Source organism: Paracoccaceae bacterium (assembly GCA_033344815.1).
Classification (GTDB): Bacteria; Pseudomonadota; Alphaproteobacteria; order Rhodobacterales; family Rhodobacteraceae; genus Roseobacter.
On record JAWPMR010000001.1, the window covers coordinates 4,677,871 to 4,694,641 of the forward strand.

Here is a 16,771-nt window from a genome sequence, read left to right on the forward strand (position 1 = left end):
CTCTCGATGACACCGCAAGATGCCAGCAAACGCGCCCGCGAAATCTGTGGCTTAGCGCCAATTGTGCCTGTTCTGGTTGTGGAGGATGCGGCGCATGCGCGGCCGCTGGCCGAAGCATTGGTTGCTGGTGGGTTGCCTGCGCTGGAAGTGACACTGCGCACACCTGCTGCGCTGGACGTGATTGCAGAGATGGCGAAAGTGCCCGGCGGTGTGGTCGGCGCTGGTACGCTCGTGACACCGCAGGACGTTAAAAACGCAAAATCTGCCGGTGCGCAATTTGGGGTATCCCCGGGCGCGACGGATGCGCTTTTGGCGGCCTGCGAAGCTGAAGGGCTGCCGTTGCTGGCGGGAGCCGCAACCGCGTCCGAAGCAATGCGTCTTTTTGAGCGCGGTTATGACGTTCTGAAGTTCTTCCCGGCAGAAGCGTCGGGCGGCGCGCCGGCACTCAAGGCTTTGGGTGGTCCTTTACCACAGATATCATTTTGCCCGACCGGCGGTGTCAGCCCGCAAAACGCGATGAGTTACCTTTCACTGCCGAATGTAATCTGTGCAGGCGGCAGTTGGGTTGCGCCCGCCTCGATGGTGCAATCCGGTGACTGGGCTGGTATCGAAGCGCTGTCGAAAGACGCATGCAGCCTTGCAGCTTGACGAGTACCAGAATCTTTCAGCGCGACGTCTGCAACTAACTGGCCGTTGGCCTGCCAATGCAATCCCGGAGTTCAGCCCGCCAATTTTAACTTCGATGCGCGAGGCGCATAAGAAGTTTCTCACATGCCCTTCTTCTGGATTTGAGTGATTGAGTTTTCATCATCCTGCGGACGGGAGTTTGATGCTCTGCTTGCATCAGTTAAGGCGCAAGCAAATATGAGACCCCAACCTATCTGACTCTCTCTTACGGTTCCGAATTTTTGCGGTTCAAAGCTCTGGGTGCCTCTCGATTGAGGTGCAACCTTCGCTCTTGGCATCATGCAGCACCGTTCAGAATGGCAGAGTTGAAATCAACAAAGGGCGTTGCAAACAGGTTGGTTAAGCGTGGCCTCGCAATCGTCTTTATAATAGCTGTTGTGTTCTTTCGGGTAGGAAGTGGATAGGCTGTGTCCAAATGGCTCGGGCGAACTGCCGTCTGATGACATACCGATTGACACAAGCAACATGTTAGCGTTAACGAAAGCGCGAGATGTGGTTGAGCGTCTTTGGTCGAACCGGGAGCTTTGAAGATGATTTTATGTTGCGGTGAAGCGCTGATTGACATGATCCCCGGGCGTTCTGATCAGGGTCAAAAGAGTTTTGTGCCACATGCTGGCGGGGCCGTGTTCAACACCGCCGTTGCCTTGGGCCGTCTGGGCGTGGACACAGGAATGATAACAGGACTATCGCATGATCTATTTGGTGCGCAATTGGCGCAAGCCCTGAAAGACAGCGATGTAAATTGCGAACTGTCGATCACGTCAGATCTGCCGACAACGCTCGCCTTTGTCGAGCTGAATGAGGGTCAAGCCCGATACACGTTTTATGACGAAAACACGGCTGGTCGCAGTCTGACACCTGAACAGCTCCCTGACTTGCCAGAGAAGGTTTCGGCGCTCTACTTTGGTGGGATCAGTCTGATAAGCGAACCTGGCGCAGATTTTTATGCGGCCCTGGCATTGCGTGAAGCACCTGACAGGCTGATTGTCTTGGACCCCAATATCCGTGCCGCTTTTATTCGCGATGAAGCGCGATATCGCGCGCGATTGAACAAAATGATTGCTGTTACCGATGTAGTGAAGGTTTCAGACGAAGATCTGGATTGGATACTGCCGGGTCCTCAAGCCCTTGAGGAGAAAGCCCGCGCACTTTGCGCTCAGGGGCCCTGGGTCGTCATTGTGACGCGCGGTGGAGAGGGCGCACTGGCGTTTCTGACCGAAGGCGATCAAGTTGATGTCCCGGCAAATCGCGTTGCGATTGTCGATACGGTTGGCGCTGGTGATACGTTCAATGCAGGTGTGATGGCCAAGTTGATCGAAAATGGCTTGCTGCGCAAAGCGCGCCTGAAAGACATTGGTGCAAATGAAATGAGCGCAGCCCTCGCGCATGGCGCTACGGTTGCCGCCGTAACCGTATCGCGAGCCGGAGCCAACCCCCCTTGGGCGCATGAGTTGCCATAAACCGGTTTTTGCACCAGGAGAAAACCTGATAGACACCAAGATATCCGTCACCGCCCATACGCCAATACAATAAAGAGATCACATGACCACATCGCGCGTCCCATCTGTTTCCGTTCAAGATTTCAGCGCTGATATTCTGCGCCACCTCAAGCACTCGCTTGGCAAGGATGCCAGCCACGCTTCGCTCTATGACTGGCGCATGTCTCTGTCTTTGGCATTGCGTGATCGCGTGGTTGATCCATGGTTTGAAAGCACGCGCAAAACCTACGACGCACGCGGCAAGCGTGTTTACTATTTGTCGATGGAATTCCTGATCGGGCGGTTGATCGAAGATGTCGCTGTAAACCTTGGGATGGATGTGATCGCCGAGCAGGCATTGAAATCACTGGGTCAGGAGTATTCGGTCGTTGTCGCCAATGAACCGGATGCGGCTTTGGGTAATGGCGGTTTGGGCCGATTGGCGGCATGCTTTATGGATTCATTATCTACGCTGGGCATCCCGGCCTATGGGTATGGGATCAGATACGAACACGGTTTGTTCGAGCAGCATTTTGAAGATGGCGCGCAGATGGAAACAGCCGAAACCTGGCTGGCACAGCGTCACGCTTGGGAATTTGAGCGCCCCGAGGTGAGTTACCCGATCCACTTTGGCGGCGACGTGGTCGAGGAAAACGGCAAGACGATCTGGCGCGCGGGTGAAACGGTCATGGCGTCGGCCTATGATACGCCGGTCGTTGGCTGGCAGGGACGGTGGGCCAATACGCTGCGCCTGTGGGCCGCCAAGCCGACCACGGCCTTTGATCTCGATAGTTTCAATCGCGGAGACTACATGGGTGCCAGCGCGCCCGAGGCACTGGCACGAACGATCAGCCGGGTGCTCTACCCGGATGACACAACTGACATCGGCAAAGAACTGCGGCTGAAACAGGAATATTTTTTCACCTCGGCTTCGATACAGGATCTTATTCGCCGTTTCCTGAGCGAAGACGGAGATCTACGAGACCTTCCTGATCATGTGGCGATCCAACTGAATGATACCCATCCAGCGATTGCGGGTCCGGAATTGGTGCGCCTTCTGATGGATGAGCATGGTTTCGAAGTTGCGCAAGCCATCGCAACAGCGCGTGGTTGTCTGGCCTACACCAATCACACGCTTCTGCCCGAAGCCCTCGAGCGCTGGCCTGAGGACCTGTTTATCCGCGTGCTACCGCGTCACCATCGCATCATCCAACTGATCGAGGCGGCGCATCTCGCCGCGACCAGTAACAATATTCGCATATTAGAACATGGCGAGGTCAAGATGGGTGAATTGGCTTTTGTTATGGCGCATCACGTCAACGGCGTGTCAGCATTGCACTCCGAACTGGTCAAGGAAACCGTTTTTGCCGATTTGCACAGCGACTACCCCGGACGGATTGTCAATCAGACCAATGGGATCACGCCGCGCCGCTGGCTCTATACCTGTAATCCTCCGCTGCGCGAGCTGATCAACGAAACCATCGGAACAGGCTGGCCCGATGATTTGCAGCGGCTTGATGCTTTGAGCGGACACGTTAGTGACGCCGCATTCATCGAGAAGTTTCAGGCGGCAAAAGACGCCAACAAATCGCGTCTTTGCAAGTGGTTACACGCGCGCGATGGGGTTACATTGAACCCGGATGCCATGTTCGATGTGCAAATCAAACGCATCCATGAATACAAACGCCAGTTCATGAACCTGTTGGAAACCGTGGCGCTGTGGAATGACATACGCGAAAATCCGAATGCAGATTGGACCCCACGGGTCAAGATTTTTGGCGGTAAAGCCGCTCCCGGATACGTTGTGGCGAAAGAGATCATTCATCTGATCAATGACGCGGCCAAGCTGATCAATGTTGATCCGGTGACCAAAGAATATCTGCAAATCGTCTATCCTGAGAATTACAATGTCTCGATGGCCGAGATCCTGATCCCGGCCACAGACCTTTCCGAACAGATATCAACCGCGGGTAAAGAGGCCTCGGGCACGGGCAACATGAAATTTGCTCTCAATGGCGCGCCGACGATTGGCACGCTGGACGGCGCTAATGTCGAAATACGCGACTGCGTCGGAGCCGACAATTTCTTTCTGTTTGGATTGACTGCTGCCGAGGTCACCGCAAGACGTGCCGTGCCAGAATATGCCCGCCGCGCCGTCGAGGCGAGCCCGCGTTTGGCGCGCGTGCTGCAGCAAGTGGAAAGCGGGCTGTTCTCGCCGTCGGACAAGACACGATATCACGGGTTGGTGCAGGGCTTGATGAGTCATGACTATTTTCTCGTGACCTGCGATTTTGACGATTACTTCGCCACGCAACGCGTTGTAGACAAAGCTTTTGCTGATAAAAATGCCTGGACCCGGATGGCCGCCCTTAACACCGCACGGGTGGGCTGGTTCTCTTCGGATCGTACCATCAGCGGGTATGCAAGAGATATCTGGAAGACCCCCAGTCTGGTTGCTGCAAGAGGATCGCGTCAGGACGTGGCCTAGGAAGGAGATTGGCGTGACACTCGCACCACAGGACGCACAGGACATCGCTGAAGGCTGTCACGCAGACCCGTTTTCCGTGTTGGGATTGCATGAGGTGGATGGCAAACTTGTGGTACGTGCTTTCGTGCCCGGCGCGCAAACGATCAACGCTGTTGACCCAAAAACCGGGCGCAGGATTGCAACGCTGTCACCCGTCTCAGAGGGGCTGTTCGAGGGTATCGTGCCACGTCGAAAAAAGCGGTTCGCATACCATCTGAGCGTGACACAGGACGGCCATCAATGGTCGGCCGATGATCCTTATCGCTTTGGGCCGGTGATGGGGGAGTGGGATGAATACCTTTTCGGCGAAGGCACGCATCGCCAGCTTTGGCACGTATTGGGCGCCCATGTGATGACCCATGAGGGTGTTCAGGGCACGCATTTTGCGGTCTGGGCGCCAAATGCTGCGCGCGTTTCCATCGTTGGGGATTTCAACACCTGGGACGGGCGTCGGCACCTTTTGCGAAAGCGTGGACAAACGGGCGTTTGGGAAACATTCATGCCAGCAATCGGCGAGGGCGATGTCTACAAATTTGAAGTGCTCGATGGCAATCGCCACCTGTTGCCGCAAAAGTCCGACCCGGTTGGGTTTGGATCCGAACACCCGCCGCGCACCGGATCGATTGTGCGCAAGCTGGCCGGACACAAGTGGAAAGACAAACCGTGGATGACGCGCCGCGCCGCGAGCCAACGGTTTGATCAACCAATTTCGATTTACGAAGTGCATCTTGGGTCATGGCGACGTGTGCCCGAAGACGGCAACCGCCCGCTGAGCTATACCGAACATGCCGAGCAACTGATCGCCTACGTCAAGGACATGGGATTTACCCATATCGAACTTATGCCAATCTCGGAGTTTCCCTTTGACGGGTCCTGGGGATACCAACCGGTGGGCTTGTTCGCGCCCACGATCCGGCATGGCACACCCGAGGAATTCCGCGCCTTCATCGAGGCTGCGCATGCTGCGGATATCGGCGTCATTCTGGACTGGGTGCCAGGGCATTTCCCTGAAGATCCGCATGGGTTGGCAAAATTCGATGGTACTGCGCTTTATGAACACGCAGATCCCAAAGAGGGGTTCCATCCGGATTGGAACACGATGGTGTTCAACTATGGACGTGCCGAGGTTTCCAACTATCTGATTGCAAACGCACTTTACTGGCTGCAGGAGCATCACATTGACGGGCTGCGTGTGGATGCGGTGGCTTCAATGCTCTATCGCGACTACAGCCGTAAAGACGGGGAATGGATTCCCAACAAAGACGGCGGCCGCGAAAACTTGGAGGCGATTGCGTTCCTGCAAAACATGAACGAAACGGCCTATGGAACGGTCGAAGGGATCATGACCGTCGCCGAAGAATCCACAGCTTTTCCCGGCGTCAGCGCACCGACAGACGCGGGCGGTCTGGGCTTTGGGTTCAAATGGAACATGGGTTGGATGAATGACACGCTCAGCTATATGGGCGAGGATCCGATCCATCGCAAATATCACCATTCCAAAATGACATTTGGCCTGCATTACGCGTTTTCGGAAAACTTCATTCTGCCGCTCAGCCATGACGAGGTGGTGCACGGTAAAGGATCACTTCTGGATAAAATGCCGGGGCAAGGTGCGGACAAATTCGCTAACTTGCGCGCCTATTATGGGTTCATGTGGGGGCATCCGGGCAAGAAGCTTTTGTTCATGGGCTGCGAATTTGCACAAGGTATCGAATGGAACCATGACAGCAGTCTGGATTGGCACCTGCTGGACACGCCGTTGCACGCAGGCATGCAGGCGTTAATCCGGGATCTGAATGCACTTTATCGCGGCTGTCCTGCGTTGCACGCGTTGGATGCGAAGCCGGAGGGGTTTGAGTGGATCGAGGAGAACAACGGCGACGAGTCGGTGTTCGTCTGGATCAGGCGAGGCGGGACGACTACGCCGCCGCTGCTTGTTGTGTCCAATTTCACACCGGTGGAACGCAATGCGCGGCGCGTGGGCGTGCCGGATGCGGGGCATTGGCTTGAACGTCTGAACACAAATTCCGAATTCTACGGTGGAGATGGCCGGGGAAACATGGGGGGTGTTGACAGCGAAATGATCGCAGCGTCAGGGAGAGCGCAATCGATCAAGATAACGTTGCCGCCTTTGTCGACGCTCTTTTTTGAATTGAAGAGTGATTAAATCACTGATTTAAAATTATAAAACGGGGGAGGAAGACAAATGGACAGAGAAACACAGAGGCTTGCGCAACAGACCATGGCCTTTGTTCTGGCGGGTGGCCGGGGCAGCAGACTTTATGATCTGACGGACAGGCGTGCCAAACCGGCGATGTATTTCGGCGGTAAGAGCCGGATCATCGACTTTCCTCTTTCGAACGCGGTGAATTCGGGCATTCGTCGCATCGGCGTGGCGACGCAGTACAAGGCCCATTCTCTGATCCGGCATCTGCAGCGCGGTTGGAGCTTTTTTCGCGCAGAACGCAATGAATCGCTCGATATTCTGCCTGCGTCTCAGCAATTGGACAATGAAAACTGGTACAAGGGCACAGCGGACGCCGTCGCGCAAAACCGGGACATTATCGAAGGTTATGCACCCAAGTACATCGTGATCTTGGCCGGCGACCATATCTACAAACAGGATTATTCACTGATGATCCGTCACCATGTGGACAGCGGCGCAGATGTGACAGTAGGGTGCATCGAAGTCCCCCGGATGGAAGCGCGCGGGTTTGGCGTGATGAAGGTCGATACTGAAGACCGCATTCTTGATTTCGTCGAAAAACCCAGCGATCCCCCTGCGATGCCCGGACATCCCGATCATGCATTGGCCAGTATGGGCATCTATGTATTTGAAACCGAATACCTTTTCAAACTTTTGGATGAATGCGCTGCAGATCCGGACTACAACCATGATTTTGGCGGTGACGTGATCCCGAAGATCGTGCGTGACGGTAAAGCGGTTGCGCATCCGTTCAGCCGGTCCTGTGTCCGGTCCGGGATTGAGGAAAAAGCCTATTGGCGTGATGTTGGGACGGTGGATGCGTTCTGGCAAGCCAATATTGATCTGACCGATTTCAAACCGGAACTGGATCTCTATGACAACGAATGGCCAATCTGGACCTATTCTGAGTTGACCGCGCCGGCCAAGTTCATCCACAACGAAGAAGGACGCCGCGGGCATGCGGTGTCTTCAATGGTGTCCGGAGGTTGCATCATCTCGGGGTCGCGGCTGGATCGGTGCCTTTTGTTCACCGGTGTGAAAACCCATTCGTTTTCGACGCTCGATGGCGTTGTCGCCTTGCCCTATGTGGAAATCAACCGGAACGCCCAATTGCGTAATGTGGTGATTGATCGCGGTGTGGTTATCCCTCAGGGGCTGGTGGTTGGAGAAGACCCGGTGTTGGATGCCAAACGGTTCCGCCGCACAGACAACGGTGTGTGCCTGATCACCCAACAGATGATTGACGAGTTGGACGGCTGACGTGAAGAGTCTCTTTGTCGCCTCTGAATGCGCGCCATTCGTCAAAACTGGTGGCTTGGCGGATGTCATCGGGGCTGTGCCCAAAGCATTAGCCGCATTGGGTGTAGAAGCGCGGGTTCTTTTGCCCGCCTATCCGGGGCTGATGGAAATCGTGGCAACAGGCGACACCATCTGGGAAACCAGAGAATTGCACGGGGGTCCTGCGCGTCTTCTGGCCTGCCATGCCGAGGGTTTGGATTTGCTGCTTTTGGAGGCGCCTCACCTTTATGACCGTCCCGGCAATATCTATCTGGGCCCGGACGGGCAGGATTGGCCCGACAATCCGCAGCGTTTTGCCGCTCTGTGCTATGTTGCCGCTGAGCTTGCCATTCAAGGCCTGCAAGGGTGGCGACCGGACGTTGTTCATGCGCATGATTGGCAGGCTGGTCTGGTCCCGGCCTATCTGCGCCAGCATGATGGCGCAACGCCGCCCTGTGTCTTGACCATCCACAACATCGCATTTCAGGGGTTGTTTGATCCCTCCCTGCTTACATCGCTGGGGCTGTCCTCCGAGCTCTATACCTCCGAAGGAATGGAATTTTTCGGGCGTATCGGCTTTTTGAAAGCGGGTATTGCTTTTTCGGACAAGATCACCACCGTCAGCCCGACCTATGCACGTGAACTGATGTTGCCCGAGTTCGGTATGGGGCTGGAGGGGCTCTTGCGCGCGCGCGGCTCCGATCTGTCGGGTATACTCAACGGGATCGACATTGAAGTCTGGAACCCCGAACAGGATCCGTCGCTTGTTGCGCCCTATTCGGTTCGCAGTTTGAAACCGAAGGCCAGGAGCCGCGCAGAGCTGATGAAACGTTTTGGCCTTGAGGATGGCCAAGGCCCGCTGTTCTGTGTGATCAGTCGGTTGACCACGCAGAAAGGGCTCGACCTGTTGCTGGAGGCAATACCTGTCCTTGTGGCGCGCGGGGCGAGGCTTGCGGTGCTTGGGAGTGGTGACAAATCGCTGGAGTCTGGATTTGTTGCCGCCGCGCACGCGCATCCGGGATCTGTGGGCGTGATCATTGGCTATGATGAACCGCTTTCCCACCTGATGCAGGGGGGGAGCGATGCCATTTTAATCCCCTCACGCTTTGAACCCTGCGGTTTGACGCAGCTTTATGGCTTGCGGTATGGGACACTGCCAGTGGTGGCGCGGACCGGCGGGCTGGCCGATACGGTGATCGACGCGAATGAGGCGGCGCTGACTGCAAAATGCGCAACCGGGGTGCAATTCGCGCCCATTACCACAGCGGCATTGGAACAAGCGATCTTGCGCACTTGCGATCTTTACGATCAGCCAACAATCTGGTCTGGGATGATGCGCCGCGCAATGCGCCATCCTGTTGGGTGGGATGTGTCCGCGCAAGCCTACAAGGACATCTACACAGGCCTGATTGGCAGATAAAAGTCGCAGGATAGCGCTCTATGGGATATGAGATTACGTCTGGAAAGCCACATCGGCTGGGTGCACATTTTGACGGCGAGGGCGTCAATTTCGCGGTGTTTTCGGCACATGCGACGAAGATGGAACTGTGCTTGTTTTCTGATGACGGAGGACAGGAAACCGTGCGCCTTGTGCTGCCGGAACGCACCGGTGATATCTGGCACGGCCGGGTTGCCGGGCTGTCTGCAGGCACCCTTTATGGGTATCGCGCGCATGGCGCCTATGCTCCGGAACATGGGCATCGGTTCAACGCCAACAAACTGCTGATGGATCCTTATACGCGGGAATGGCGTGGCAGATGGATCAACGATCCTGCGGTGCTGGGGTATGATGCCAGGTCCAGTGCTTTGGATTTGTCTTTTGATACACGGGATTCCGCCCGGTTTGTGCCAAAATCGGTGGTTTATGATCCTCAACAGTTTGAGGCGATCACGGCACCATTGGGCCACGCCTGGGAAGACACGCTGATCTATGAAGCGCATGCGAAGGGCACAACGCAACTGCACCCGGATGTGGCTGAGGCATTGCGAGGAACATATGAAGGGCTGGCCTCTGATGCCGTCATCGATCATCTGCATAAGATCGGCGTCACAGCGATCGAACTGTTACCCGTTCATGGGTTCATAAATGATGGCTTTTTACTTGAGAAAAAGCTCACAAACTATTGGGGTTACAATACAATCGGGTTCTTTGCGCCAGAGCCGCGCTATTTTGGGCCAGGCGGTATTCAGGGGTTCCGCCATATGGTGCGTCGCTTTCACGAAGCGGGCATCGAGGTCCTTCTGGATGTGGTTTACAACCACACAGCCGAAGGGGACCATCGCGGGCCAACGACTTGTTTCAGAGGACTGGACAACGCGTCATATTACCGTTTGCTCAGCGGTCAGCCGCGCTATTACGTGAATGACACCGGCACGGGCAATACTGTCAATGTCGCCAATCCCTACGTACTGCGAATGGTGATGGATTCACTACGGTTCTGGGTGGAATGCATGGGCGTTGATGGGTTCCGCTTCGACCTTGCCACAACGTTGGCGCGCGAAGATCATGGCTTCGACGTCAACGGTGGTTTTCTGGACGCTTTGCGGCAGGATCCGGTTCTGGCGGGCGTGAAAATGATCGCAGAACCATGGGACATCGGCCCGGGCGGCTACCGTCTGGGGCAATTTCCGCCAAAATTCGGGGAATGGAACGACGCCTACCGCGACACTGTGCGCCGGTTCTGGAAAGGCGATGCTCACAGTGCGCAGGAACTTGGCGCGCGCTTGTTGGGCTCAGCGGGGGAGTTTGATCGTGGCGGCCGGCGTGCCTGGTCTTCGGTCAACTTTCTGGCAGCCCATGATGGGTTTACCCTTGCGGATATTACCCGTTATTCCCGGCGCCACAATGAGGCAAACGGCGAAAACAATCAGGATGGACATAATGCCAACCATTCCGACAACTGCGGCGTTGAAGGTCCAACGCCGGATCCGTTTATCGAAGCGCTGCGCGTGCGTCGTCAACGCAATATGCTGGCCACTCTGTTTCTGTCTCAAGGTACGCCTATGCTTCTGGCCGGGGATGAGATCGGCAATTCGCAGGGCGGTAACAACAATGCTTACTGTCAGGACAATGAGATCGCCTGGTTGGACTGGGTGAATGCCGATGCCAGCATGACACGCTTTGTTGCGCAGATGTCGGCGTTGCGCCAAGAGCACGCCGTGCTGCGACAGTCACGGTTTTTACATGCTGCACGGCGGCCCGCCGATGGCTTGCCGGATGTGGAGTGGTTGGACTTCGAAGGGCATGCGCTGAACTGGCGTGACCCGGGCTTATCGAGCCTTTGTATGATGTTACGCGCTTCTGCTGAGGCTCCTATGAGCCGCGACCACAGCGGCGCAATTTTTGCCATCTTCAACCGGGCGTCAGATAAAGCTGAGGTCCGGGTGCCTGTGGCTCCCACCGGAATGAGTTGGACCGTCTGTCTGGATACCTCTGTGGATGCACCTGATCCAGCCTCGATCACTTCGACAACGATCACGGTTGATGGGCCTTGCGTTGTTGTCCTTTCATTGTCGTCAAAGGGCGCCCCGTGACGTCTGCGCAAGCCCTCGCAGAATTAGGGATGCTATGTGGAATCCATTCGGAATTCATAGATTTGGAGGGTGTGACACGTCCAACCAATCCGGAAACCCTGCGCGCTTTGATCCGCGCAAATGGTTTGGCGATTGATACGGATCGTGAAATGCGCGAAACGTTGGGGGCGTTGCGTGTCGACGCAGCGCAGCGTGTAGTGCCGCACGACATAGTGGTATCCTGCGATCAAACGGCAACGGTTGACTGTTCAGGCCCAACCGAGTGGCATTTGGTGCTTGAAGGGTCGGAAAAACCCTTCGCCGACGGAAGAAGCGACATGCACATCCAATTGCCCGCCATGCCCGCCGGTGTGCATGATCTGCAGGTTTGGTCTGGGCAAACAGTGCAACATTCAAACGTGATTGCAGCCCCGAGTCGCGCGCCATCTTTGCTTGACGTTGCAGGGTATGACCGGACTTGGGGGATCGTCGCACCGCTTTATGGTTTGAGGTCCGAGAGGAGCCGTGGACTCGGGGATTTTGAAGACTTGGCACGGCTTGGCGAAACGCTTGGTTCACTGGGCGCAGGATTTCTCGGGATCAATCCGGTGCATGCGCTTGGATGGGCGGATGAGGAGACGATAAGCCCTTATTCACCGACGCATCGTGGGTTTTTGAACACCAATCATATCAGCTTAGATCAGATCCCGGATGTCTCTCTGGCAGGTACGATCCAAGCGAGCAGCGGCAAGCTGATCGAATATGACGTATTTGGGCGGCAGCATCGTCTGGCATTGCGCGCTGCCTTTGCGCAGTTCAAATCCGAAGCTTCCGAGGCAAGCAAGCGTGCGTTGCATGAGTTCTCTGGCGCTGGTGGGCAATCCTTGGCCGACTTTGCTCTTTTTGAAACGCTCAGTGAAACCATGGGGTCAGGATGGCAAGACTGGCCCGAACGCTTTTGCACGCCGGGCGCGGCCCGAAGGAACACTCCGGATTTGGATCCAGAGTTTCACGTCTGGCTTCAGTGGCTTGCCACGCAACAGCTTGCAGATGCGCAGCGGCGTAGCCAAGAGAATGGGATGGGCTTGGGGTTGTATCTTGATCTGGCCGTTGGGTCCCGTCTCGACAGCGCAGAAGCATGGGGCGCGGGTGATACTCTGGCTGCCGGCGTCTCGCTCGGTGCGCCGCCGGATCAACTCAGTCCGGCAGGTCAGAATTGGCAGTTGGCAGCTTATGCGCCGCGCAAGCTCACCGCGCAAAAATACCAACCATTGCGTCAAGTCTTGAGGCAGGCGATGCAGCATTGTGGCGTCCTGCGGATTGACCACGCATTGGGGCTCAATCGCAGTTACTGGATTCCCGAAAATGGCGTGCCGGGCGGATACATTCGCCAACCGTTTCAATCTTTAATGGCAATAATTGCGATCGAAGCACAGCGCGCGAAAACAGTGATCGTCGGCGAGGACCTTGGCCTTGTACCAGATGGGTTTCGCGATACGATGGCGTCCAAAGGCCTCTATGGCTACACGGTCGTGCAATATGAAAAAACCAAAAAAGGCAAGTTTCGCAAAGCGGATGAACTGCGGCCGCAGTCCTTGGCCTGCTTTGGCACCCACGACACGCCCACCATAAAAGGGTTTTGGGAAGGTGATGACATTGCATGGTGGCACCGGCTGGGGTGGATCGACGCGGCCAGCCAAACCACGGCGAAACATCAGCGACAGAATGAAAAGGCGGCGTTGATGGGAGTCCCCGAGAACGAGTTGCACAGCTATACTTCCCGTGATCTGGCGAACCGCGTACACGACGATCTTGCACAAGGACCAACGGCTTTGGTGGCCGTCCAATTGGATGATGTGATTGGCGTTCAGGACGCGCAGAATCTACCGGGCACCATCGACGAACATCCGAACTGGCGTCGAATAATGCCCGTCTCTGTTGACGAAATTGCACAGGATCGCAACCTGCAGGACACGGCGAATTCGATGGCACAAGCAGGACGCAGCATGCCGAAAAAAGAGACTTGAAAGGATTAGCGATGAGCATTCAAACCATTTCCAAAGGCCCCTTCGAAGGTCAAAAACCCGGCACATCGGGTTTGCGCAAGAAGACGCGCGTGTTCATGGAGCCGGGATATTTGGAATGCTTCGTTCAATCGACTCTGAATGCAATCGGAGGCGCGTCCGAAAAGACATTTGTGATTGGCGGAGACGGGCGATTTTTCAACCGTGAAGCCATCCAGATCATACTCAAGATGGCCGCCGCAAATAAGGCGAAGAAGGTCATCGTCGGGCAATCAGGATTGCTATCCACGCCTGCGGTTTCCAATCTGATCCGGACGCGGACAACGAATGGCGGGTTTGTACTTTCTGCCAGCCATAACCCTGGTGGCATCGACGCGGATTTTGGCTTGAAGTATAACGTGAGCAATGGTGGTCCAGCTCCTGAAAACATTACAGAAAATATGTTTGAGGAGACACAGAGGATCTCTGAATATCTGATATTTGATTCACCAGACGTTGATCTTTCAAACGTTGGCGTTTCAAGCATGGGTGACATGCAGATTGAGGTGATTGACCCGGTGGCCGATTACAAAAGCCTCATGGAAAAACTGTTTGATTTTGATAAGATCCGGGCCCTTTTCGCCAGCGGGTTTTCAATGCGGTTTGATGCGATGCATGCGGTGACCGGACCCTATGCCACTGCGATCCTCGAAGATACATTGGGCGCGCCTGACGGCACAGTGATAAACGCCGTGCCCAGCGAAGACTTTGGCGGCGGCCACCCCGATCCAAACCCGGTCTGGGCCAATATCCTGATGGATGGAATGATGTCCGATGCCGCACCTGATTTTGGCGCGGCATCTGATGGTGATGGTGATCGCAACATGATCGTAGGACGCGGTGCCTATGTGACACCGTCCGACAGCCTCGCCGTTCTGGCGGCCAATGCACATCTTGCACCGGGGTACAAAGCCGGTTTGGCGGGTGTCGCGCGCTCGATGCCCACGAGCGGTGCCAGCGACAAAGTGGCTGAACGGATGGGGTTGGCGTGTTTTGAGACGCCCACGGGCTGGAAATTCTTTGGCAACTTGTTGGACGCTGGCAAAGTCACACTCTGTGGTGAGGAAAGCGCTGGCACGGGGTCGGATCACGTGCGCGAAAAAGACGGCCTGTGGGCGGTCTTGTTGTGGTTGAACATTCTCGCGCAGCGCCAACAGTCTGTATCTGAGATCATGGCCGATCATTGGGCAACCTATGGGCGTAATTACTATTCACGTCACGACTATGAGGCGGTGCCGGTGGATGCGGCAAATGCCCTGATGCAAGGGTTGCGTGATCAATTGGCCGATTTACCGGGCACGTCTATTGGCGGGCTGGAGATCACCAGCGCGGATGAGTTTTCCTACCATGATCCTGTCGACGGGTCCGTCAGCCATAATCAGGGTCTGCGCATTGGTTTCGCGGGCGAGGGGCGCGCGGTGTTGCGCCTGTCTGGCACGGGGACAGAAGGTGCGACGCTGCGCGTTTATCTGGAACAATTTTCCCCAGCGGATGCGGATCATGGTTTGTCGGTCGATGTTGCGTTGCAAAAAGTGCGAGACGCCGTGATCGCCATTACAGACATGCAAGCGAAAATCGGACGCGTTGAGCCAGATGTAAAAACCTGAAACCTCACGCGGGGGTTGGTTGACAGCGCAGGTGTGCTCGCGGAGCATGGCCCGAGGTACAAACCACAACGCGGAGCGCCTGAATGATCAGTCAGGAATTGAACGAAACCTTGACGCAATCCGGGCCGGGGACGCCAGCGGGCGAGGTCATGCGGCGCTATTGGCAGCCCGCAGCGCTCAGCGATGAGTTGGCGCTCAAGCGCCCTGTGGTGCCGGTGCGCTTATTGGGCGAAGATCTTGTACTGTTTCGCGACAGCGATGGCGAGTTGGGTTTGATTGAGCGGGCGTGTCCGCACCGCGGTGCTGATCTATGTTATGGGCGTTTGGAAGACAACGGTTTGCGCTGTCCCTTTCATGGCTGGCATTTCGATCGTACCGGGCAATGTGTTGAGCAACCGGGCGAGCCTGAGAGCTCGACCATGCACAAACAGATCAAAAACAAAAGCTATCCGGTGATGGAACACAACGGGATCATATTTGCCTATATGGGCCCCGGTGCGCCACCGCCCTTGCCGGGGTTTGATTGTTTTCGCGCGCCTGAAACCCATGTTTTCGCCTTCAAAGGATTATGGGAATGCAATTGGTTGCAGGCGATGGAGGTTGGCATAGATCCGGCGCATGCGTCGTTCCTGCACAGGTTTTTACAGGATGAAGACCCCGCGGACAGTTATGGCAAGCAGTTTCGCGATAAGGCAGGGAATACCGACATTCCGATGACAAAGCTGTTACGTGATTATCCGCGCCCGGACATCAGCGTGGAAGAAACCGACTATGGGATGCGCCTGATCGCCCTGCGCCATCTGGAGGATGGTCGTACCCATGTGCGTGTGACAAATCAGATATTTCCGCAGGCGATTTCGATCCCGATGAGCCGCGAAATGATCATAACCCAGTGGCATGTGCCGGTGGATGATGAAACCTGCTATTGGTATTCGATGTTCACCAGCTTCACCGGCCCGGTGGACAAGGACAAGATGCGCGACCAACGGCTCAAAGAGCATCGTTTGCCGGATTACGCGCCCCTGAAAAACAAACGCAACAATTACGGTTATGATCCGGATGAGCAGGCCGATGAGACCTATACCGGCATGGGGCTCGACATCAACGTGCATGACCAATGGGCGGTGGAAAGCCCCGGGCGCATTTTTGATCGTACGCGTGAACATCTGGGCAAAACAGATGTAGCCATCATTCGGTATCGCCGGATGCTGCGTGTGGCTATGGCGGAGCTGGAAAAGGGTAACGATGCAGGGCTGCCCATGTGCAATGGCGGCGATCCCTCGCTGGTGCAGGGGCCGATCAGCAATGACACGATTGCGATGACATCCGATTGGGAGACCGCGTTTCGGGCCAGTGACAGCGAACGACGCGCAGGCTGTGCGGAATGGGATGCGACGATCAAATGAGTGCCC

The 16,771-nt window shown here is 55.9% G+C and carries 10 protein-coding genes; all 10 read left to right on the forward strand.

Features of this window, described 5'->3' with window-relative positions; all coding sequences use genetic code 11:
* Positions 1-6: 6 nt before the first annotated feature.
* A complete protein-coding gene (gene eda / locus R8G34_21705; protein MDW3225472.1) occupies positions 7-648 on the forward strand; it encodes a bifunctional 4-hydroxy-2-oxoglutarate aldolase/2-dehydro-3-deoxy-phosphogluconate aldolase in 642 nt (213 codons plus the stop codon).
* Positions 649-1,217: 569 nt separating this feature from the next.
* Entirely contained in the window at positions 1,218-2,147 is a 930-nt protein-coding gene (locus R8G34_21710; protein ID MDW3225473.1) for a carbohydrate kinase, read from the forward strand.
* Positions 2,148-2,229: 82 nt separating this feature from the next.
* On the forward strand, positions 2,230-4,653 hold the full coding sequence (locus tag R8G34_21715; protein ID MDW3225474.1) for a glycogen/starch/alpha-glucan phosphorylase: 2,424 nt from the start codon (positions 2,230-2,232) through the stop codon (positions 4,651-4,653).
* A gap of 13 nt (positions 4,654-4,666) precedes the next feature.
* Positions 4,667-6,859 (forward strand): 1,4-alpha-glucan branching protein GlgB, encoded by a 2,193-nt coding sequence (gene glgB, locus R8G34_21720; protein MDW3225475.1) that lies wholly within the window; start codon positions 4,667-4,669, stop codon positions 6,857-6,859.
* Positions 6,860-6,898: 39 nt separating this feature from the next.
* Entirely contained in the window at positions 6,899-8,158 is a 1,260-nt protein-coding gene (gene glgC, locus R8G34_21725) for a glucose-1-phosphate adenylyltransferase (protein ID MDW3225476.1), read from the forward strand.
* Between the two features lies 1 nt (position 8,159).
* Entirely contained in the window at positions 8,160-9,596 is a 1,437-nt protein-coding gene (gene glgA, locus R8G34_21730; protein MDW3225477.1) for a glycogen synthase GlgA, read from the forward strand.
* Between the two features lie 20 nt (positions 9,597-9,616).
* Entirely contained in the window at positions 9,617-11,710 is a 2,094-nt protein-coding gene (glgX, locus tag R8G34_21735) for a glycogen debranching protein GlgX (protein ID MDW3225478.1), read from the forward strand.
* 71 nt (positions 11,711-11,781) lie between these two features.
* Positions 11,782-13,716, forward strand: coding sequence for a 4-alpha-glucanotransferase (gene malQ / locus R8G34_21740; protein MDW3225479.1), 1,935 nt, complete (start codon positions 11,782-11,784; stop codon positions 13,714-13,716).
* A gap of 11 nt (positions 13,717-13,727) precedes the next feature.
* Entirely contained in the window at positions 13,728-15,359 is a 1,632-nt protein-coding gene (locus R8G34_21745) for an alpha-D-glucose phosphate-specific phosphoglucomutase (GenBank protein ID MDW3225480.1), read from the forward strand.
* 83 nt (positions 15,360-15,442) lie between these two features.
* Complete coding sequence (locus R8G34_21750) at positions 15,443-16,765, forward strand: aromatic ring-hydroxylating dioxygenase subunit alpha (GenBank protein ID MDW3225481.1); 1,323 nt, start codon at positions 15,443-15,445, stop codon at positions 16,763-16,765.
* Positions 16,766-16,771 lie beyond the last annotated feature (6 nt).